Below are 21,016 nucleotides of genomic sequence, written 5' to 3'. Positions count from 1 at the left end.
GCAGGGGGAAAATAATGATTATTCAAACCGAAACTCTACTGGGCATGCGTTGCCCGGAATGCGGAAAACTTGATTACCACAGTCTTTCCCGCTTTGAGTTTAGTGGAAAAAATAGAGTGGAAATTAACTGCTCATGCGGTTTTACAAAACTGCTTATTACTACCAGAAACAGGAAAGAGTATCTGTTTCAGGTTTCGTGTGTGGTTTGTGAAAACAGACATGCCCACTCATTAAGTACCGGCAGGCTATGGTCCGGGGCGGTGCATTACCTGTTCTGCCAGGAAACAGGGCTGGAACTTGGTTACCTGGGTCCGGAGGAAGAAGTCAGGATGCTGGCTGCTGCTCAAGAGGAAAGCATGGAATCACTGGTGGAAGAGTTTGAACAAGAGGACGAACACTTTCATAATGCCCGGATAATGTATGAAGTGTTAAACTGTTTGCACGACATAGCAGAACAGGGGTCTGTTTACTGCCAGTGCGGCAACCACGATGTTGAGGTGGATATTTTCCCGGACCGCCTTGAGCTGCACTGCAAGGGCTGTGATAGTGTAAATATCATTTATGCTGAAACTGAAGAAGATCTTAAGGTAATCCGGGAAGTAGATACCATTGAGTTGACCCGCAACGGGTTTAATTGCCTGGACAGTTTGGCCAACTCGGGTAAACAGGGCAAAAGGAACAAGCGCAGGAGAAAATAAAGAAATTACCTGATAAGCACCCCCCAGGGGGTGTATACTAATTTTACGAGTTAGGAGTTAGGAGTTAGGAGTCAGAATGAGAGAACGGTTGATTGTCCCGAAATATTCCGAATTCTGACTACTGAATTCTGAATACCTGAATAGTAACGAAAATTAGTCTGCTTCTTAAAGGAGGTCATAGATTTTATGGGTTTGGTTCCAGTTAGTGATTTGCTCAAAGCGGCAGAAGCCGGTGGTTACGCTGTAGGTGCATTTAACTGCAACAATATGGAAATAGTCCAGGCCATTGCCGCGGCCGCAGAGGCGGAAAATGCGCCGGTAATTATGCAGGCCAGCCAGGGTGCCATCAAGTACGCAGGCATAGAATATATAACGGCAATGGCCAACACGGCAGCAGCCATGGTTAGCGTGCCGGTGGCGCTGCACCTTGATCACGGGACAAGTTTCGAACAGGTAATGCGCTGCATTCGCTCCGGTTTCTCTTCGGTTATGATTGACGGTTCCAAGCACCCCCTGGAAGAAAACATCGCCCTGACTAAACAGGTAATTGCCGCGGCCCGTCCGGTGGGAGTGTCCGTCGAGGCTGAACTTGGTAAAATTGGCGGCACTGAAGACGATATTTCGGTCAGCGATGCCGACGCTTTCTTTACCGATCCGGAAGAGGCCCGCCGCTTTGTGCAGGAAACAGCGGTTGACTCGCTGGCCATAGCCATCGGCACCGCCCACGGCCGCTATAAAGGTGTGCCCAAGCTGGATTTTGCCCGGTTGGAAAAAATAAGATCACTGGTGCAGATACCCATAGTTTTACACGGTTCCTCCGGTGTGCCCGGTGAAGCTATCCAGGAGGCTATCCGCCTGGGTGTGCGCAAAGTCAACATCGACACCAACATTCGCGAAGCCTTTGTTGACCGGTGCAGAGAGGTAATTGCCGCCAACCCGGATGAAATTGATCCCCGCAAGATATTAGGCCCGGCCCGGGAGGCGGCGGTAGAATTAATCAGAGAAAAAATAAGGCTATTTGGAAGCTCCGGAAAAGCAAAATAGGAAAGGGGACACACCTCCCTTTATGGTCATAGCTTTAGGGTCGGAGGTATGTCCCCAATTTCACTCGACTTTTTCCAAAACCTGTAATATAATGATTAAGGTTACCGAATAAAAAATTGGGGGGGTGTTACCCATTAAGCTGTTCATCGATACCGCCAACGTGGAAGAGATCAGGGCCGCCGGTGAGCTTGGCGTGATCAGCGGAGTTACCACCAACCCCTCCCTGATCGCCCGGGAGGGCAGAGATTTTGTGGATGTGGTGCGGGAAATAACGACAATTATTGACGGCCCGATCAGCGCTGAAGCGGTTAGTACCCAGGCCGGGCCAATGATTGCCGAAGCCGGGGAACTTGCTGCCATACACCCGAATATTGTTGTAAAAATACCAATGAATGCAGAGGGGCTAAAAGCTGTAAGCAAGTTATCAAAAAAAGGGATTAAAACTAACGTAACTCTGGTTTTTTCCGCGAACCAGGCTTTGCTTGCGGCGCTTGCCGGGGCCACGTATGTGAGCCCGTTTGTGGGACGACTGGATGATGCCGGCCAGGACGGGATGGTCCTGATCAATGAAATTGTCCAGATATTTGACCTTTATGGTTTCGAAACAGAAATAATTTCCGCCAGTATCAGGCACCCAATGCATGTAACCAGGTCTGCGCTGGCCGGCGCCGATATTGCAACAGTGCCGTATAAAGTACTGCTGCAGATGATTAAGCACCCGCTTACCGATCTGGGCATTGATAAATTTCTGGCGGACTGGGAAAAAGTACCCAAAAAGCAAGGAGGATAAATCATTGTGAGCATTAAGGGGCGCCTCAAAAAATATTACACCAGGGTCATGGACATACCGGATGCGCCCGTAAAAGTTGCCCGGGGTGCGGCAACTGGTCTTGCCATGGATTTCCTGCCCGTGCCGATAATAGGGATACCTATTGCCTATATCATAGCGCGGGTGGCAGGCGGCAACGGCCTGGCCGCAGCCCTGACGGCAACATTTTTTAAGTGGGCCGTGCCGTTTTTTTATATGCTTAACATAGCAACCGGAAGTCTAATAATGGGATTTAATGAATATGAACACGCTGGAAAGGCAATGCATGCAGCCGGCCTGAAACCGGCGGACTGGATTAACTACCTGTCGCAGTTTGGTTATCCATTTCTGGTTGGCGCAGTAATAAATTCTTTTCTGGCCTGGTTGTTGCTTTATTTCGGAGTTCGTAAATTAATGATGGTAAGGCAAAAACGAAAGGGAATAATAGCCCAGTAGAATGAGTGTTGCATTACATTAAATGATAATTATTTTTGCTGAGGGGGGATGCCGTTGAACAATGCTGAATTAGAAAGCAAGACCCTGGCCGAGTTATACGCCATGGCCAAAGAGCTGGAACTCACAGGTTATTCCCGGCTGCGCAAGAAGGAACTGGCAGCCGAAATAGCCAGAGCGCAATTGGAAAAAAGCGGTTTGCAGATTTCCAGCGGCGTACTGGAAATACTGCCGGACGGATATGGTTTTTTAAGGCCGTCACATTTCCTGCCAAGTTATGATGATATTTACGTATCGTCCTCACAAATCAGACGCTTTGATTTGCGGACAGGAGATCTGGTAGGCGGGCAAGTCAGAGGGCCCAAGGATAACGAGAGGTATTCCGCGCTGCTCCGCGTGGAGCAGGTAAACGGAGCAAACCCCGAGGAAGCTTCCAAAAGGTTGCATTTTGCAGGATTTACCCCCCTATTCCCCCAAGAGCGGATTGTCCTGGAAACTGAAAAGGACAAACTTTCCACCCGGATAATTGATCTCATAGCTCCCATAGGTAAAGGCCAAAGGGGATTAATTGTTTCCCCGCCCAAGGCGGGTAAAACCGTGCTGCTTAAAGCCATCGCCAACAGCATAACGCTAAACCACCCGGAAATAAACCTGATTGTACTGCTTATAGATGAACGTCCTGAAGAAGTCACCGATATGGAACGGTCTGTAAATGGTGACGTCATTAGTTCGACCTTCGACGAGCCGCCTGAAAACCACGTGCGGGTGGCCGATTTGGTGTTGGAGCGGGCCAAGCGGTTGGTGGAACACGGGCGTGACGTTGTGATTCTTTTGGACAGCATTACCCGTCTGGCCAGGGCGCATAATTTGGTTGTACCTCCCAGCGGGCGGACCCTGAGCGGTGGCGTCGACCCGTCTTCCCTGCACAGGCCCAAGCGGTTTTTCGGCGCGGCCCGCAACCTGGAGGAGGGAGGTTCCCTTACCATTTTGGCCACAGCGCTGGTGGAAACGGGCAGCAGGATGGATGATGTCATCTTTGAGGAATTTAAGGGCACCGGCAACATGGAACTGATCTTGGACCGCAGGCTGGCGGAAAGGAGAATTTTCCCGGCCATTGATGTTTTGCGTTCAGGAACCAGGCGGGAAGATTTATTGCTTACCAGGGATGAACTTGAACTGAACTGGTATTTCAGAAGGGCCACTGCCGGTCTGTCCCCTGCCGAGGCGCTGGAATACATGACCGAGCGTCTGAAAAAAACCAAATCCAACGCGGATTTGCTGCGGGCTTTTCGGGTTGCCCGCAAGAACAGCAATGGAAGTCAGGCTGCGTTAGACCTTCCGTAACGGATAGCATAGCTTTTTAAAGACGGGTTGGCAAGTACCCGTCTTTTTTTATCCTGAAAAAACTATCCTGAAAAAACTTTGACGGAATATCTCCAGATGACTAACAGCTGGCTCAGAGGCGGGCGGACAGGGTCGTCCGCCCCTACAGCAACCCCTTTTTTATCTTTTTGATGGTGCCTCATTAGCGGCATGGTGGTCTACCAAGAAAATATTGTGGTTGCGGGCCGGTGGTGTGTCCCCTTTCCTTTTGGTATAAAAGTCATAAAAACCGGTAATAATTTAATAAAGTATGTCTTTGGATAAAACTTCTAGGGGAGACAAAAATGCTTAAAGATTTAATCACAAATTTAATTACAAGGTTAACTATGAGTAAATTCAAGTTTACTGCAAAAATAATTATTACCGGTTTTGTTATTACTATGGCTGTTGCTCTGATCATGTCGCCGCAAGCGGCGCAGGCCCGGCTTGACGAATTACTGCGGCCCGATGCCCCGTACCTGGCGGCCCCGGAGGAGGAACGGCCTGAGCAAACAGCAGCCGGGACAAGTGCGGCCGCACCCGGGATATATATAGTGCGTGAAGGCGATACCCTTGGTCTGATTGCTTCAAGAAATAACGTAGACATGGGCAAACTTGTGGCAATGAATAACCTTCGGGACCGCGATCATATCATCAAGGGCCAGGTGCTGATGCTGCCCGGGACATCTTTCCCTTACCAGGTTAAAAAAGGTGAAAGCCTGGGTTTAATAGCCGCCCGCTTTGGCGTTGGTGAAAGAGAGCTGGCGGCAATGAACGGCCTGCGCAATCCCGACAGGGTTATGGCGGGACAGGTTATAAACATTCCCGCAGGCCAGGGGGGCGGGGAAACCGAAGTATCCAGGTCCCTGCCTCTTAACCAGCTGGACTGGCCGGTGGTTGGCTGGATCAGCTCACCTTACGGGATGAGAGACGGCAGCATGCACGAGGGTCTGGACATCGCCGCGGATTACGGCCAAATTGTACGGGCCGTCAAGGCTGGCACGGTGGTCTTTTCCGGTCCTAGGGGGACATATGGCAACGCCGTGATTATCGACCACGGCAACGGACTGCGCACCCTGTATGCCCACAACTCCAAACTACTGGTTCGTGCCGGGCAGAAGGTGTTGGCTGATCAACCCATCGCCAGGGTTGGCAGCACCGGACGCTCCACCGGACCCCATGTCCATTTGGAGGTACTTCTAAACGGCGTCCCCTTCGATCCCCTCCTCTGCCTCAAAAGGGGTCAGGCTTAAACTATTTATAATAACTGTACAATCTGGATATGATGATATTGTGTTGCAACCTTAAACAGTTAAAATTAGTAAAAAACGGATTTGCCTTCCGTTTTTTTTTTTTTGCTTAAACTGCTTCAATTGCTTCATGTCACTTGGCATGGGGCAATGGTAAAATATACCCGTGACGGGTGTGTACAAGAAATATTTAGTGTAAAGGGGATATATATGTATAAGTTGCTATACGCTGACGAGCAGGGCCGTATGTTTGATCATGATCTGGCTGCCGTAGGCCGGACCGGAAACAGGTTGGTGGAAATAATTGACGAAGACATGATTGAATTGCCGGAGGGGGCTTCTCTGATGCTGCTGCCTGGCAGCACGCCGGTTGGAATGAACCAACAAGGCGAATTTAAGCTTTTGGAGTATGCGCAGGGCGGCAGAAGTAAGGCCAGGGCAGTGGGAGCACTGTTGCCCCAGGGATACACTCGCACTCTTTTGCCGGGCTATTGGCGCAAGGCTGACCAACCACTTCCGCTTTATGGTTATACTGCCGTGGCTTTACGAGACGACAAGGTCTTTGTTGCCGCAATACAAACTGACGAACCTGACCGGTGGGATCCGAGACACTATAACTCAGAAGACCTGCCCAAATTAGTCCAAAGCAGGCTAACCAAGTTTTCAAATAACCGGTTATTGGAGCAGCTTGCCCGGTGTGCTTTGGAGTATAGCTGTTTTACCGCCCAAAACATATTTTATACCCGCTGGGAGGGGGGGCTGCCCATGTCTCCCGTTTGCAACGCTCGCTGCCTGGGGTGTATCTCCCTGCAACCGGCGGAATGCTGCCCTTCGCCACAGTCGCGGCTGGCCTTTCGCCCTACAATAGAAGAAGCGGCCCAGATAGCTTTGCACCACCTGCAAAACGCTCCGGATGCAATTATCAGCTTTGGGCAGGGTTGTGAGGGTGAGCCGGCACTGGCGGCGGGTGATATAGCACCGGTAATTGACAAAGTGCGCCGGAAAACCGAACTTGGTACTATCAACATGAACAGCAACGCCGGATATACGCGAGGAATTGAAAAAATCTGCGACGCCGGGCTGGACTCCATTCGGGTAAGCCTGATCAGTGCGCGGGATGAGGTATATCATACCTATTACCGCCCGCGAGATTACAAACTGGAGGACGTGGCTAGATCAATCAGGGCGGCCCGGGACCGGGGCGTTTATGTTTCACTTAATTTGCTGGTGCTTCCCGGTTTAAATGATACTGAACGTGAAATTGACGCTTTGCTTGATTTTATTCAGGAGAATGGTGTTAACCAGGTACAATTGCGGAACCTTAATATTGACCCGGATTTTTTGGAGCAATATATATCATGCGGGTCAACACCGCTTGGCATGAAGATATTTCTGCAATTTTTATCGCAAATTAAGGGTTTGGATGTGGGCAATTTTACAAAATCCATAAAAAGAAAATAAATTTCTTATTTGACCAGAAGTATATAAATTTTTTGGTATGGTTTGACAAAACATGAAGGATTATCTATGCTGCCATTGAATAAAGTACCTAATTATAAAATCATTGGGGGAGTGAAAATTGAAGGGCAAAAGCAAGGTTATTGTAAATCCCCGTCCCTTTTTGGCGGTAGCAATAATATAATTGTTACAATCATGGTAAAAAAAGGATGAGTGCATGAATAGCGTCACCAATGAAAAAATAAACAAAAACAAATGGTTTATTGCCTTAGTAATTTTAGCTATTTCTGGAATCGGGGTGCTGCTGGGGGTTTTCGACCGCTTGGAAATGGCGATGTACGATTCCTGGTTCCGCTTGCGCGGGGTGCGGGATCCCGGCCGGCAGGTGGTAATCATTGGTATGGACGAGGCATCTTATCAAAAGCTGGGACCCCCGGCCTGGCCCAGGACCGTACACGCGCAATTGCTGGAAAAACTCCGGGAAGCCAAAGCCGTTGCTTTTGACCTGACCTTTGACGTGCCTACCAAGCCCGGGGAAGATGCCGCTTTGGGTGAAGCGATAGCCCGGCACGGGAGGGTCGTTTTAGCCAGTCAATTTGTGTTTGACCAGGCGTCCGGGCAAGTTGAACAGGTTTTTCAACCACCGTGCCCGGAAATTATGGCGGGGGCCGCGGGGTTGGGTTTCGTTAACACACCGACCGACCCTGACGGGGTGGTTCGACATATAACAGCGGTGGATGTAAACACCTTTGAAATGCCATTTCCTTCTTTGGGTCTGGCCACAGCCCTTACGGCGGTTAACCTTAAACCGACCAATATCAAATATACCCCGGGGCTGCTGACTGTGGTCGGAAGGTCGATACCATTAAATAAACTCAACCAGGCCATGCCGGAATTTTGGGGGCCGCAGCGCACTTTTAAAACTTATAGTTATGCCGATGTGGTGGGCGGAAAATACCCAGCCTCGGAGTTCAAAGATAAAATTATCCTGATCGGGCCGACAGCGTCGATATCCAAGGACAGCTACCCAACGCCATACACAACCTCCAACCTTATTCTCAGTGGGGCATTGGAAACTCCTGGAGTGGAGATCCATGCCGCGGTGGTGCAGAGTTTCCTGGACGGGCGCTGGTACCGCCGGGTATCGCCCGGGATTAACTTATTATTCCTGGTACTGGTGGGCATCCTGTCCACCCTGGCGGTCAGCGGCCGCGGCCCCTGGCTGGGGCTGGCCGGGGCGCTGGCCATGGTGGCTGTGGTCGTCGGTATTGTTTACGGCTTATGGTCCTATTACCTGCTATGGCTGAATGTGGCTGCACCCCTGGTACTGATATTCATGACCTATGGCGTAATGACCGCTGCCGACTTTGTGCAGGCTGAAGTGGCGCGCCGGCGGACCAGGGCCATGTTCAGCCGCTATGTCTCCGCAGGTGTTGTGGAAGAGCTTATGAACAATTCCGGGGAATTAAAGCTGGGCGGCAGGCGGGTTACCATCACGATTATCTTCTGCGACATCCGGGGGTTCACAGCTTACAGTGAAAACAAGGCCCCGGAGCAAGTTGTCAGCCGGCTGAATGAATATTTAACCGCCATGACCGAAATTATCTTCCGCAATGGGGGAACATTGGATAAATACCTGGGGGACGGGCTAATGGCCTTTTTTGGCGCGCCGGTTTATTACCCGGACCATATTGAGCGGGCTATCAGAACGGCAGTGGAAATACAAGATGCCATCGGCAAGCTGAACGATGAGTGGGCGGCGAAGGGCGAGCCCCCCCTTAATATCGGCGTAGGGATGAATTCCGGTAGTGTGCTGGTGGGCAACGTGGGCAGTCCCGAGCGGATGGACTATACAGTAATCGGCGAGGATGTAAACCTGGCCTCCAGGGTTGAGGGTTTGACCAAAACCTTCGGCACATTGATTGTTATTAGTGAACGCACGGTAAAAATGCTGGGCGAGGGAGGGGCACGGCAGCTTCCCTGGCAACTGCGGCATTTGGGCCACGCAGAAGTCAAAGGGTTTACCGATCCAATAGGAGTTTATACAATAGTAACTGAAATTGCACGAGAGGGAGACCGGGCATGAACCTTTTTACCTGGCTGCTGGTTGGTCACCTGGTTGGGGATTTTATTTTTCAGACACGCTGGATGGCGGAGGGTAAAGCAACGAAGTGGGTGCCACTTTTGGTTCACTCGGCGGTCTACACTTTTTGTGTTTATCTGCTGTCTCTCGGTGGCGGGGGGCTGTCCCTGCCTGCCGTGGGCTTTATCTTTCTGACCCATTGCTTGTTGGACCGGAGGGCTTTTATTTACTTTTGGACCGGAAGGGTAACCGGCGCCAAAGACGTGATGTGGCTTAACGTTGCCGTTGACCAGGCCTGGCATATTGTCGTACTCGCCGTGGCCACGTTGTTGTGAATATAAAGGGAAGGGGACGTACCTTTTCAGAAATGTTCCCATGAAAAACAGGAGTCAGGAGCCAGGAGTCAGAATTGGAGAACGGCTTTTTATCCCGAAGTATTCTGACTCCTGATTCCTGACTCCTGAGGCGTGCCTATTCAGCAGGCCCGGTTTCATCCATGTTAACGTTATATTCTCTGGCCATGGCGGTAATAAATACTTTAGCCACCTCCGGGTCGAAATGGGTCCCGGCGCAACGGTTGATTTCCCTTAGCGCGGCTGCGAAGGGAGATCCCTTGCGGTAAGGCCGGTCTGTGGTTATGGCGTCAAAAGTGTCGGCTACGGCGATTATCCGCGCCACCAGAGGTATTTCTTCTCCTTTCAAGCCGTTGGGATATCCGGTCCCATCGTACTTTTCCTGGTGGCACAGCGCTCCTTCGTGCAGCTTCCCAGCCAGGTGGTGCGGCTCAACGTTGGCCAGTATTTTTGCCCCCAGCTCGGCGTGGCTTTTCATGGCCATCCACTCGTCTATATCCAGAGGCCCCTGTTTGAGCAAAACATTGTCCCGCACTCCGATTTTGCCGATATCGTGCAGCAATGCCGCCCGCTCCAGGTGCTCCAATTCCTCCGTCGTCATACCCATCTCTTTGCCTGTAAGCACCGAGTAACGGCAAACCCTTTCCGAATGGCCGGCGGTATAGGGATCTCTGGCGTCCAAGGCGGAAGCCATCACCGTAAGCAGGCTGTGCATGAGAGTGCGCTGCCAGGTATACATCCTGCTGTTATCCATTGATATGGCGGCCTGGCCGGCAAAAGCCATGGCCAACTCCATGTCCATTTTGGAAAAGAATCCCCCATCCTTTTTATTAACAAACTGCAGGCAGCCAATTACCTTATTGCGGGCCATTAATGGAATGCCCAGCAAAGAGCGGGTAACAAATCCTGTGGAATCATCAAAACGTTTGGCCCAGTTGGGGTCCTTGCTCACATCCTCAACCAGCTTGGGCTCATTGTTGGCCACAACCTGGCCGGCCATCCCTTCCCCCGGTTTAAGTTTAAGGCCCTTAAGCCCGTCCGCCTTCGGGCCGCGGGCCACAATGGGGACAAGATAGCCGTCCTCCTCTACCATCCACAACGTCCCGGCCTCCGCCTCAACAACCCCAATGGCTTTTTCCAGCACCAGGTCCAGCAGGTTGGAAAGCTCCAGCTGGGAATTGAGCAGCCTGCTTGTTTCCAATAGTGTTTGTAAATGTTCCGGGGCAATTTGCAACTCAAAAAACCTCCCGGGCGTCGCTAACGCGGCACCAGCATATCAATGAAAACGTATGTGGGAACACCGGCCCTCCTGACCACAATTTTTCAGGTTGGATAATAACTTGGTTAATTATACCACGAAGCATGGCAGTTTGGAACAAAGCAACACTGGTTAAAATGAGTAATAATTCTTGCCTGAATAAGGTCGTTATGCTATAATTGTTTAGTGTTCGCACCAGGGAAAACACGGTCCTACCGGCTGTTTTGCCAATATATATCTTGACCGGAAAGAGGTGAACTCTTTTGAAGGAGAAAATCCATCCCAAGTACCATGAAGCTAAAGTAACCTGTGTATGTGGAGAAACATTTATCACCGGGTCCACCAAAAATGAGATCAAGGTTGAAATTTGCTCCAAATGCCACCCGTTTTACACCGGTTCACAGCGAACTGTAGAAACAGGCGGCCGGGCGGAAAAGTTCCGCAAAAAATACGGCTTAAAATAAGCTGTTCAGGCAGGGCGGGTGCTCTGCTTTTTTATTAAGGAAAGGGGACACACCTCTTCGAGGAATGTCCCCAATTGGAGAAAGGGGACACACCTCTTCGAGGAATGTCCCCAATTGGAGAAAGGGGACACACCTCCTTTTTAGGGTCGGGATTTTAGGGCCGGAGGAATGTCCCCAATTATAGGAAGTGATAATTATGCGCCCTGAATTTAATTACGGGGGGCAGGCCGTCATTGAAGGTGTAATGATGCGCGGTCCGGATGCGCTTGCCGTGGCTGTGCGCCGGCCTGACAGTACCATAGTTATCGACCACAAGCCTGTTTCGTCAATAACTTCACGCATCAAACCGCTTAAGTGGCCTATGCTACGGGGTGTCGTAGTTCTTTTTGAATCATTGATCGTTGGGTTGCAGGCGTTGTCCTTTTCCGCCAACCAGGCCATGGAGGGTGAAGAAGAGGAATTAACAGCGCGCGATATAGCCATCACCATGGCCCTGGCCTTTGGGCTGGCTATTTTGCTCTTTGTGGTGGTGCCCACCGGGGCGGCCCATCTGCTCAACCGCTGGGTGCACGGCAGTATTTTACAGAACCTGCTGGAAGGACTGATCAGGATTACTGTCTTTCTGGCGTATGTAGTTGCAATTGCTCAGATGAATGATATCAAACGGGTTTTTTGTTATCATGGCGCAGAGCACAAGGTCATCAACGCGTATGAAGCCGGTGAGGAATTAACTGTGGAGCGTGTGCAGCGTTATTCCACCTACCATCCCCGCTGCGGCACCAGTTTCTTATTAATCGTACTGGTGGTGAGTATCCTTGTCTTCGCCATGCTGGGGGAACAGGTATTATGGTGGCGCATTTTGTCCCGCGTTTTGTTGTTGCCGGTAGTGGCCGGGATATCATATGAGTTGTTAAAAGCTTCGGCCCGGTATCAAAACAATATGATATTTTGCATACTGGCTGCGCCCGGCAAATGGGTGCAACAATTGACCACAGGAGAACCCGACGGTAATATGGTTGAGGTGGCCATTACTGCTTTAAAGGCCGTGCTAAAGGAAGATAGGGGTGAGGTCAGTGTTCGATAAGCTTGACAGCCTGGAAAAAAAGTACGAGGAGCTGGGCGAACTGATTGCCGATCCCGCCGTTATCGGGGAACAGGCGCGCTGGCAGCAATATGTCAAAGCACATTCTGAACTCAGCGAAATAGTTTCTGTTTACCGTGAATACAAACAGGCATCGGCTGAACTTGATGACATCAAACAGATGCTTCAAGATAAACTGGATGCCGAGATGCGGGAACTGGCCGAACTTGAACAAGCTGAGTTGGAGGAAAAAAAAGAAGCCCTGGAAAAAAAACTAAAAGTCCTTTTATTGCCCAAGGACCCCAATGATGAAAAGAACGTTATCATGGAAATCCGCGCCGGTACCGGTGGGGAAGAGGCTGCGCTGTTTGCAGCCGACCTTTTTCGCATGTACAGCCGGTTTGCTGAACTAAAAGGTTGGCGAACCGAAATTATGGATGCCCACGAGACGGACTTGAACGGATTAAAGGAAATTACCTTTGTCATTGAAGGTAAAGGCGCATACAGCCAGTTGAAATTCGAAAGCGGAGTGCACCGGGTGCAGCGGGTGCCTACCACAGAATCAGGCGGGCGCATCCATACCTCCGCCGCTACCGTGGCCGTGCTGCCGGAAGCGGAGGAAGTGGATGTGGAAATTAACCCGAATGAACTGCGCATAGATGTATTTTGCTCCACTGGTCCAGGTGGCCAGTCGGTTAACACAACTCAGTCTGCGGTACGCATAACCCATATACCTTCAGGTATTGTTGTCTCCTGCCAGGACGAAAAATCCCAGCATAAAAATAAAGAAAAGGCCATGCGGGTGCTGCGGGCCAGGCTGCTTGACAAGGCGCAGCAGGACCGGCAGCAGCAGATGGCCAGCACCAGAAAATCCCAGGTGGGGTCAGGGGACCGCAGCGAACGAATTCGCACCTACAATTTTCCACAGAACCGGGTTACCGACCACCGTATTGGGCTGACCCTACACCGTCTTCAGGATGCGCTGATGGGGAATATTCAGGAAATTGTGGACGCGTTGGTGACAACCGACCAAGCGGAGCAGCTGCAGCAGGTGGAATAAGTATGGGAGCTATAACTATTGGTGAAGCGCTGATCCGCGCCACAAAATGCCTGAAAAAAAGCATGGATGAAAGCGGTGCGGCGGCACCCAGAATTGATGCCGAGGTCCTGCTGGCCCACGTGCTGGGCCGGGACAGGGTTTACCTGTACCGGGAGCCGGGCCGGGAATTGTCTATGGCAGAGGCCGGGCTGTACAGGGACCTGCTTAAACGGCGCGCCAGGGGAGAGCCGGTGGCTTACCTGACCGGCAGCAAGGAATTTATGGGGCTTGATTTTTTGGTCGGGCCCCATGTTTTAATTCCCCGGACGGAAACGGAACTAATGGTGGAATACGCCCTGGCCGTTCTGGCCGGCTGGCCTGCGGGAAACCGCCTGGCTGTTGATGTGGGAACCGGCAGCGGGGCTATAGCTGTCAGCCTGGGCCGTTTAGCACCAAGTACGACTGTTTATGCCACCGACATATCGCCTGCCGCCCTGGAAATTGCCCAAAAAAACGCCGCGCGGCACAACGTGCCGGTTATGTTTTATGCAGGGGATTTGCTGGTTCCGCTGCTGGAGGTGCTGAGGCCCGGCTCAGCCGCCCTGGTTGTCGCAAATTTACCTTACATACCGCGTGAAGAAATAAACGGGCTGGCCCGGGACGTTCGCGATTATGAACCATTACTGGCACTGGACGGGGGGGAGGACGGGTTGGACCATTACCGCCGCCTGGTGCCCCAGTCCGAAATGCTGTTGGCTGTCAATGGACACCTGTTAATGGAAATAACGCCCGGGCAGGAAGAGCCTGCCCGGGCGCTGGTTCCCGCACCCCGGTGGGACTCCGGGATACTGGCTGACCTGGCAGGACGTCCCCGGCTTGTTGTGGCCCGCCTGTCTCAGCCTGCCGTATCCACGGGTGGTGGAAACTTGACGTAAAAGGTGGTGCCCTGGGAAGGGCTGCTGGTCACATTGATTATGGCATTATGATCATCAACGATCTTACTGGTTATAGCCAGCCCCAGACCTGTCCCCTCGTCCCTGGTGGTAAAGAATGGATCAAAAATTTTGGCCAAAATTGATTCGTCCATCCCCGGGCCGCTATCGTGTACCGAAAGCAATATGGCGCCATTTTCTTCCGCGGATGTGGTAACCTGTACCGTTCCTCCCGGGCCTGTGGCCTGGAAGGCGTTGCTAACCAAATTGATGATAACCTGTTTAAGCATATCCCTATTGCCCATAATCGGGTTTAAAGCTTGATCAAGTGCCAGTTCCAGTTGGATATCTTTCAGCAGCGCTTCGTTTTTTAGCAATTCCCAAATTGATAAAACAACATCGTTTAAATTAACAGGGTTCAGCTTTACCTTTTCCGGCTTGGCCAGCTTTAAAAATTCCGTAATAATAGTATTAATGCGGTCAACTTCATTAAGCATAATTGCAAAATAGCTTTCGTATTTTCCGATTTTAGCGTCTTTTTTCTCAAGTAAAAACTGGAGAAAACCCCTGATTGAAGTAAGGGGGTTTCTAATTTCATGGGCCGTCCCCGCAGCCAACTCTCCAATGGCAGAAAGCGTCGCCGACCTGTGCATCTTTCTTTCCATTTCTTTTTGATCCGTTATATCATTGATAATGCAGGCGCTGCCGATTATTTTGTCGCTGCTTTTGCGAAGGTCAGCCCAGTTAACAAGCAATGTTTTACCGTCCAGTTGTATTTCAAACCCGGATTTTTTCAACGCTGTGGGGTCGAGTGGTTTACCCGCAACACTGGTTAATAAATCTGTCATATTGTTGTTGATGGCCTCCGCCTTCGACTTGTTCATCAATACTTCGGCCTGGCGGTTTATTTCAATTATTTTGCCTGTGGCATCAGACAGAATCAGGCCGGAGTTAAGGAAATCAATAAACAAATTTGTTTTAATTTTTTCTTCTTCCAGCTTTTCAGAAAGGGAGATGTCGTTGATGCATAATACTAACCCTTTCTTGTCTTTAAGGTCTGTATTGGTCGGGTAAGCCACGCATTGCACCGGGAGTATATTGCCCAGGCTGTCACATGCTTGTCCAAATACCGGAATTTCATTAAAAGAATGTGCGGAATTGTCCTTCAAATACTCCTTAATAAATGGCAGGTGATAATTAATTATTCGCTCCGAGCTCAAACTATTATGCTCTTTAATGCCCATAAGATCTCTGAAACACTGGTTCTCATCAATTATCTGATGTGAGCTGTCCAGGTAAAGGGTGGCTATGCCCAGTTTATCGAGGAGGTCCCGGTGATCTCTTTCGCTTTCTGATAATTGGTATAATAAATTTTTAATATATTCAAATGATTGACCGATAAACCAGGCGGTTATGGCCAGCACCGCCAGAGTCAGGATGTGGCTGGTTATAAGTTCCGGGAAAAACTCGTTTCTGGCACTGTTGACAAAAGCCATAGTCGTGGCAACGGCCAGGGAAGTGGCCAAACCGTAAACGGTGCCGCAAATAATTGAATTAAGGACCACCGGCACAATGATTAAAACGCCAAGATTGCCTTCAGCAAATATGCCCGTAAAAATGGGAATATAAAGAATGCAGATTGCGGCGGTATAGGCGATTTTGTATAAAACTAAATTTTTTGTGTCCTGGAAAAAGGTTTTGGTAATGATAACATGCTGGGCTGGAATCAAAGCAAGAATGATAATCAAGCAGGCTGCCCATAAAAACATGTAACCATCAATGAAAAACATTTGGGTCGATTTTAGCCATTCTAACAAACAGGTAACGGAAAGAATGGAATAAGTCAAGTGGGTGAATAAATAGCACTCTTTCAGGCGGGATAAACCAGCCTCCAGCTTTATCAATTTTGATGGCCTCCTAATTTTCAGGTCAAAGGCACGGTTGTCACCGTGCCCCGATATGATTAAAAGGCGTGTATTTATGCAAACCTTTTTTATACCATTGGGTTTTCATTATCAGCAATGCTGCCAAGGACAAAGTTGTTATATGCAACCAGCCGCCCAGGACCCAATACAGTTTGGATTGCACAATTTGATCTAAGTTTACGGTAAACAATATTTCTAAAAGATGGTAATATAATATTTCAAGTATACTAAGTAAAACAATAGCAATAATGCTGCAGGTTAAAGCTTTTAGCCTGGACGCTCGCCAGAAGGCGCTTACCAGAAGGCCCGAAGTTATTACAGCAGCGGCTGTATGAAGTCCCGGCAGTTCTAAACTGTTGGAGACCATCCGGAAGACGATCACTGTTATGGCTTGGGTAATGCCAACGAGAAAGGTTTTTTTCCAAATTAACGGAAGTTGTAAAAAAGCCAGCATCAGCATTGTTAAAGCTATGCATTCTGGTATTCCGACAAAAACCAAATTAATTAAACTATCGGTTAATTCTTTACTCATTTAGGCTCTCTGGTAATTCGGGTTCATAAAAATGTGAGAAGCATGCTGATGCGGAGCTGATTTGGGCAATCCACAATAAGGCTGTGGCGGTTAAAAGTATTAGTATCCTTTTCACGCTATCCCTCCTTTCTAGATTATATTTTAATCTTTCAGGAAAATCCAGCCATAATATAAGGTTAATAAGGGTATGGTTGATGCTGGCCTTTTTACCGCAGCAAATTTAGTGTCTTTTGGCAAAAGACAAAGGTAATATGGAAAAAGACTGTGCCACCAGGCCTGTGGTTATAGCCAGGGGCCAACTGGGGTTGCGGTCTGCTGCAATGACAGACGGGTTAAAAACAAAGGACGCCCAAATAATAATCACCACAGTGGAAGCGGTTTTTAATCTGCTTTTTTTAACCTGCTTGAATTTTTTGCTGGCTATGGTAACCGGTGCATGGGCAATAACCGCATACAGCGCAAAAATAAAACCTGCTGCTTCAATTTCTAAAGCATACTGTGCGGTAAATGGAGCTATGTTTGTAACTAAAAAACCAAGCAAGGTAAATACTGCAACAGTTAATGCCCAGCATGTCACCGGGCCGGCCTGGTGGCGGCCCCCGGAAAAAATGCGGAGGGAGATAAAGGCCGACCATATCAGTAAAGTTGCTTTTATCGTGCCAAGCAGCCAGGAAAACAATAAAATTCCTCCAAAGGCGGTGACGTTGACAAGAATTATCATCAAGGCGTAGGCAAAAATTTCGCTGTTTAATCCTGGATTCTTAGTATAGTTACCAGCTTTTTGGGCTAAATACCGGGAAAAATGGCTGATAATTGACGTCAAATCCCCCGCCTCTCTTTCTTGCTGCAAAATGTTGTAGAATTGAATAGTGTATTATGAATTATAGGTTTAATTATGTATGGATTTGGCAATTTCCTGCTAAAAAATGTATAAATTTTCCTACAAATACCGTCATGTTTCGCAATAGTTCGACCAGCGAGAGTTCTTTATACAAAACTGGATAAATAAAAATAGCCTGCAGAGCGGTTTCTTTTACCGGAACCCTCTTTGTGGTATACTACTTCAGAGAGCGGGAGTGTGGTAAAACATGGAACTTTGTCGGCGCCCCACGCGGTTGCTGGTGGTTGATCCGCGCAACCCGGAGGCCGGGCTGGTTCATGCGGCTGCAGAGGTGCTGCGGGAGGGCGGCCTGGTCGCGTTCCCCACGGAGACAGTATATGGACTGGGGGCCAACGCCCTTGATTCGGGTGCGGTAAAAGGGATTTTTACGGCCAAGGGAAGGCCGGCGGATAACCCTTTAATAGTACATATCAATAAGTATCAAGCAATTACTGAATACATTAAAGAAATACCCCCGGCTGTAAAACAACTGGCCGAACATTTTTGGCCGGGGCCGCTGACACTGGTGCTTAAAAGCGCGAACAGTTTTCCCCGGGAAGTAACGTGTGGGCTGGATACGGTTGCGTTTCGGGTGCCGGCGCACCCGGTGGCGCAGGCCTTGATTGAAGCGGCCGGTGTTCCTGTTGCTGCGCCCAGCGCCAATGTGTCCGGGCGTCCCAGTCCAACCACGGCCCGGCACGTAATGGAAGACTTATCCGGCCGGATTGACCTTGTGCTGGACGGTGGTCCGGCCGGCGTGGGTGTGGAATCCACCGTGCTGGACCTGACAGGTGGAATTCCGGTTATTTTGCGGCCTGGCGGGGTGACGAGGCGGGAATTGGAAGAAGTGCTGGGCCAGGTGGAAATTGATCCCTCGGTGAATGGCGGCAGGGTGGAAAAACCCCGGTCCCCGGGCATGAAGTACATGCATTACGCCCCCCGTGCACCATTGCTGTTGTTCGAAGGTTCTAATGTCAAAGACCTGGCCGGCTATATCCTGGCCGAGGCCGGGCGGATTAAATCACAGGGGTTAAGGGTGGGGATTTTAACCTATGAGGATACCGCTCACTTATATACAGGCAAAGATTATGATATCGTATTGGCCGGCAACAGCTTGGACCCGGAGACGGTTGCGGCAGCGCTATATGATTCCCTGCGGCGGTTTGACCGGTTGGGGGTTGATAGAATCCTGGCCCAGGGGATTGCGCGGGAAGGCGTCGGCCTGGCGGTTATGGACAGATTAATTAGGGCTGCAGGGGGAAAGATTATTGCGATATAAAGCTGATAGCCAGCCGGGGCATGGATGAAACCACAGGTTTTTGCATAAACATTTATCATTGAACAGCCTAAATGATGGAGGAATTTAGATTGAGCCTTTATACCGTTCTTGCCCTTGCCGTAGCCCTTGGTACGGACGCCTTTTCCATGTGCCTTGGCCTGGGCATGGCCGGGGTAACGCGCCGGCAAATTTTAATCGTCAGCCTGACGGTTTTGATTTTCCATATCGTCATGCCGCTGGCGGGATGGTACGCCGGTGAATTTGTGGGTACTTTTGCGGGACGAGCGGCAAGCATTGCCGGTGCCCTGCTCTTGGTTTACCTGGGAGTTAAAATGATCCGATCGGTTGTTAAAAGTGGAGAGGCTATTGATCCAAAGGTTGTTCTGGTTAATACCTGGGGACTGCTGCTACTGGCTGCCAGCGTTAGTATGGATGCCCTCAGCGTAGGATTTTCCCTTGGCACAAGGCAGGTTAACCTGCCCCTAACCGCCATGATAATCGGTGTTACAGCGGGGGTAATGACAGCATCAGGACTTATATTGGGCCGTTTTGTCGGGATTAAGGTCGGTGAGCGGGCCGTTGCCGGAGGCGGGCTGCTTCTGGTGGGTATCGGCATCCGCATGATGATACCGTAAAGATTGGGAATAATAAGGTAACTGCTCAGGAGTCAGGAGTCAACATAAGAGAACGGTTTATCGTCTCGTAGTATTCTGAATTATGACTACTGAATTCTGAATACCTGAATAGTAGTTGGTGTAAGTTAGCTATGGAGAAAAAAAAGATTTTATTTATTTGCACCGGTAACACCTGCCGCAGCGCCATGGCAGAGGCGCTGGCCCGCAAGGCGCTGGCTGAGCTTTACCCGGGCCGGGACGACATTGAGTTTAAATCCGCCGGAATTGCCGCCCTGCCTGGTGACGGTGCGTCTTACCGGGCTATCGCCGTGATGGAGGAGCGGGGTATAGACTTAACCGGGCACAGGTCTTCACTGGTATCGCCCGGCGATGTTGAGGAAGCAGATTTGGTATTAACCATGACTGCCGCCCACAGGGACATGCTGTTGCGTATGGCGCCGGCCGCTTCGGATAAAATATATACACTGGCGGAATATGCCGGTACAGGAGGGGACATTCCCGACCCCTTTGGCCTGGGCGAAGAAGCCTACCGTATCGCAGCCGGCGAACTCAACGCACTCATTCGCGATGCCCTCCGCAAATTCCGGGGTCGGGCTTAAACTAACTGTAATAACTGTAATACCAATATATGCAAATATAGTTTGCCAGATTATGTCTCCATGCTTATCCGGGTCAACCGGCCTTGGATATTTAATTTTTGGTTAATATGTTTAAAGGAAACTTCGCGAATAATGTAGAATAATTTAAGGTTAAGGGCCGGGCAAATGACTCGGCCAATTTGATAAAAACGATAAGGAAGTGTTACCTGTTGCGGGTGGCTATAGGCAGCGATCATGGCGGTTTTAATCTAAAGGCGGAAATTATCTGCTACCTTAAGGAAAGGCAAATTGAATATAAGGATTTCGGCACCTATTCTCTTGATTCAGTGGATTACCCGGACTTTGCCCGGGCTGTTGCAGGCGCTGTGGTCAGTGGCGACTATGACCGGGGAATTTTATGCTGCGGCACCGGTATTGGTGTTTCCATAGCCGCCAACAAAGTGGCAGGCATCAGGGCTGCTTTGTGTCATGACACCTTTTCCGCCCGGATGGCCTCGGAACATAATAATGCCAACATTATAACTCTGGGCGAGCGTGTTATAGGGCCTGGTTTGGCCCGTGAAATAGTGGGCGCATGGCTTGATTCAGAATTTGCCGGCGGCAGGCACGCCCGCAGGATTGAAAAGATTGCCGAAATTGAAAGGAATAACAAGCAGTGCTAACCCAGTAGGGACCACCGGCTTGGAACCAGTTTAAGAATCTTAATTAAATAACTATTATTCAGGTATTCAGAATTCAGGAGCAGGAATTCAGAATGATCCGGGACGGCAAACCTTTTTCTCATTCCGGCTTCTGACTCTGAGTAGTTATTATGATTTTTTACTTCAAACGGTTTGGAACAGAGAGCTTGAATTACCTGTTTAACCGGCAACTGCTTATTAAA

General features: G+C 49.9%; 22 protein-coding genes. 17 read left to right on the top strand and 5 right to left on the bottom strand.

Annotated features, from left to right (window positions below; all coding sequences use genetic code 11):
* The first annotated feature begins 14 nt into the window (after positions 1-14).
* The 9 genes from H569_RS0107010 (at position 15) to H569_RS0106965 (ending at position 9,491) form a co-directional block, all read left to right on the top strand.
* The gene (locus H569_RS0107010; RefSeq protein WP_027364417.1) at positions 15-698 is read left to right on the top strand and encodes a hypothetical protein; all 684 of its coding nucleotides are present in this window, start codon (positions 15-17) and stop codon (positions 696-698) included.
* 186 nt (positions 699-884) lie between these two features.
* The gene (locus H569_RS0107005; protein WP_027364416.1) at positions 885-1,742 is read left to right on the top strand and encodes a class II fructose-1,6-bisphosphate aldolase; all 858 of its coding nucleotides are present in this window, start codon (positions 885-887) and stop codon (positions 1,740-1,742) included.
* 133 nt (positions 1,743-1,875) lie between these two features.
* Positions 1,876-2,532, top strand: a complete 657-nt coding sequence (gene fsa / locus H569_RS0107000) for a fructose-6-phosphate aldolase (protein WP_027364415.1) — start codon at positions 1,876-1,878, stop codon at positions 2,530-2,532.
* A gap of 6 nt (positions 2,533-2,538) precedes the next feature.
* Entirely contained in the window at positions 2,539-3,006 is a 468-nt protein-coding gene (locus tag H569_RS0106995) for a DUF2062 domain-containing protein (RefSeq protein ID WP_027364414.1), read from the top strand.
* A gap of 54 nt (positions 3,007-3,060) precedes the next feature.
* Positions 3,061-4,347: a transcription termination factor Rho gene (rho, locus tag H569_RS0106990; protein WP_027364413.1), complete on the top strand. Its 1,287-nt coding sequence runs from the start codon at positions 3,061-3,063 to the stop codon at positions 4,345-4,347.
* Positions 4,348-4,670: 323 nt separating this feature from the next.
* Positions 4,671-5,618, top strand: coding sequence for a peptidoglycan DD-metalloendopeptidase family protein (locus tag H569_RS19530; RefSeq protein ID WP_051273393.1), 948 nt, complete (start codon positions 4,671-4,673; stop codon positions 5,616-5,618).
* A gap of 207 nt (positions 5,619-5,825) precedes the next feature.
* Positions 5,826-7,076, top strand: coding sequence for a radical SAM protein (locus H569_RS0106980; RefSeq protein ID WP_027364412.1), 1,251 nt, complete (start codon positions 5,826-5,828; stop codon positions 7,074-7,076).
* A 214-nt stretch (positions 7,077-7,290) separates the two neighbouring features.
* On the top strand, positions 7,291-9,159 hold the full coding sequence (locus tag H569_RS19525; protein WP_051273391.1) for a CHASE2 domain-containing protein: 1,869 nt from the start codon (positions 7,291-7,293) through the stop codon (positions 9,157-9,159).
* Entirely contained in the window at positions 9,156-9,491 is a 336-nt protein-coding gene (locus H569_RS0106965) for a DUF3307 domain-containing protein (protein WP_027364411.1), read from the top strand. The genes H569_RS19525 and H569_RS0106965 overlap by 4 nt, the downstream gene beginning before the upstream one ends.
* Positions 9,492-9,627: 136 nt before the next feature.
* On the opposite strand, the gene H569_RS0106960 is transcribed toward H569_RS0106965, so the two are convergent.
* Positions 9,628-10,743: a GAF and HD-GYP domain-containing protein gene (locus tag H569_RS0106960; RefSeq protein WP_027364410.1), complete on the bottom strand. Its 1,116-nt coding sequence runs from the start codon at positions 10,741-10,743 to the stop codon at positions 9,628-9,630.
* A 287-nt stretch (positions 10,744-11,030) separates the two neighbouring features.
* On the opposite strand from H569_RS0106960, the gene rpmE reads away from it, so the two are divergent.
* The 4 genes from rpmE (at position 11,031) to prmC (ending at position 14,286) form a co-directional block, all read left to right on the top strand.
* A complete protein-coding gene (gene rpmE, locus H569_RS0106955) occupies positions 11,031-11,231 on the top strand; it encodes a 50S ribosomal protein L31 (RefSeq protein WP_027364409.1) in 201 nt (66 codons plus the stop codon).
* A gap of 196 nt (positions 11,232-11,427) precedes the next feature.
* Complete coding sequence (locus H569_RS0106950) at positions 11,428-12,315, top strand: DUF1385 domain-containing protein (RefSeq protein ID WP_027364408.1); 888 nt, start codon at positions 11,428-11,430, stop codon at positions 12,313-12,315.
* Positions 12,305-13,372 carry a peptide chain release factor 1 gene (gene prfA / locus H569_RS0106945; RefSeq protein ID WP_027364407.1) on the top strand — a complete coding sequence of 356 codons (1,068 nt, stop codon included), beginning with the start codon at positions 12,305-12,307 and terminating at the stop codon, positions 13,370-13,372. The genes H569_RS0106950 and prfA overlap by 11 nt, the downstream gene beginning before the upstream one ends.
* A gap of 2 nt (positions 13,373-13,374) precedes the next feature.
* The gene (gene prmC, locus H569_RS19520; protein WP_051273390.1) at positions 13,375-14,286 is read left to right on the top strand and encodes a peptide chain release factor N(5)-glutamine methyltransferase; all 912 of its coding nucleotides are present in this window, start codon (positions 13,375-13,377) and stop codon (positions 14,284-14,286) included.
* On the opposite strand, the gene H569_RS0106935 is transcribed toward prmC, so the two are convergent.
* The 4 genes from H569_RS0106935 to H569_RS21245 form a co-directional block, all read right to left on the bottom strand.
* Positions 14,247-16,187, bottom strand: coding sequence for an ATP-binding protein (locus H569_RS0106935; protein ID WP_027364406.1), 1,941 nt, complete (start codon positions 16,185-16,187; stop codon positions 14,247-14,249). The genes prmC and H569_RS0106935 overlap by 40 nt on opposite strands.
* A gap of 40 nt (positions 16,188-16,227) precedes the next feature.
* Complete coding sequence (locus tag H569_RS0106930; protein WP_027364405.1) at positions 16,228-16,740, bottom strand: hypothetical protein; 513 nt, start codon at positions 16,738-16,740, stop codon at positions 16,228-16,230.
* Positions 16,733-16,855 carry a cyclic lactone autoinducer peptide gene (locus H569_RS23570; RefSeq protein WP_157833478.1) on the bottom strand — a complete coding sequence of 41 codons (123 nt, stop codon included), beginning with the start codon at positions 16,853-16,855 and terminating at the stop codon, positions 16,733-16,735. The genes H569_RS0106930 and H569_RS23570 overlap by 8 nt, the downstream gene beginning before the upstream one ends.
* Positions 16,856-16,960: 105 nt before the next feature.
* Positions 16,961-17,563: an accessory gene regulator B family protein gene (locus tag H569_RS21245; RefSeq protein WP_027364404.1), complete on the bottom strand. Its 603-nt coding sequence runs from the start codon at positions 17,561-17,563 to the stop codon at positions 16,961-16,963.
* A gap of 265 nt (positions 17,564-17,828) precedes the next feature.
* Between H569_RS21245 and H569_RS0106920 the strand changes: the two genes are divergently transcribed.
* From H569_RS0106920 to rpiB, 4 genes are all read left to right on the top strand, one after another.
* Positions 17,829-18,899 carry an L-threonylcarbamoyladenylate synthase gene (locus H569_RS0106920; RefSeq protein ID WP_027364403.1) on the top strand — a complete coding sequence of 357 codons (1,071 nt, stop codon included), beginning with the start codon at positions 17,829-17,831 and terminating at the stop codon, positions 18,897-18,899.
* An 89-nt stretch (positions 18,900-18,988) separates the two neighbouring features.
* Positions 18,989-19,534: a manganese efflux pump MntP gene (locus tag H569_RS0106915; RefSeq protein WP_027364402.1), complete on the top strand. Its 546-nt coding sequence runs from the start codon at positions 18,989-18,991 to the stop codon at positions 19,532-19,534.
* A 131-nt stretch (positions 19,535-19,665) separates the two neighbouring features.
* On the top strand, positions 19,666-20,133 hold the full coding sequence (locus tag H569_RS0106910) for a low molecular weight protein arginine phosphatase (RefSeq protein WP_027364401.1): 468 nt from the start codon (positions 19,666-19,668) through the stop codon (positions 20,131-20,133).
* A 209-nt stretch (positions 20,134-20,342) separates the two neighbouring features.
* On the top strand, positions 20,343-20,795 hold the full coding sequence (gene rpiB / locus H569_RS0106905; protein ID WP_027364400.1) for a ribose 5-phosphate isomerase B: 453 nt from the start codon (positions 20,343-20,345) through the stop codon (positions 20,793-20,795).
* Positions 20,796-21,016 lie beyond the last annotated feature (221 nt).

The organism is Desulfotruncus alcoholivorax DSM 16058 (genome assembly GCF_000430885.1).
GTDB lineage: Bacteria > Bacillota > Desulfotomaculia > Desulfotomaculales > Desulfallaceae > Desulfotruncus > Desulfotruncus alcoholivorax.
The sequence above is the reverse complement of the archived record's forward strand: the minus strand, read 5'-3'. Positions and strand labels throughout refer to the sequence as shown.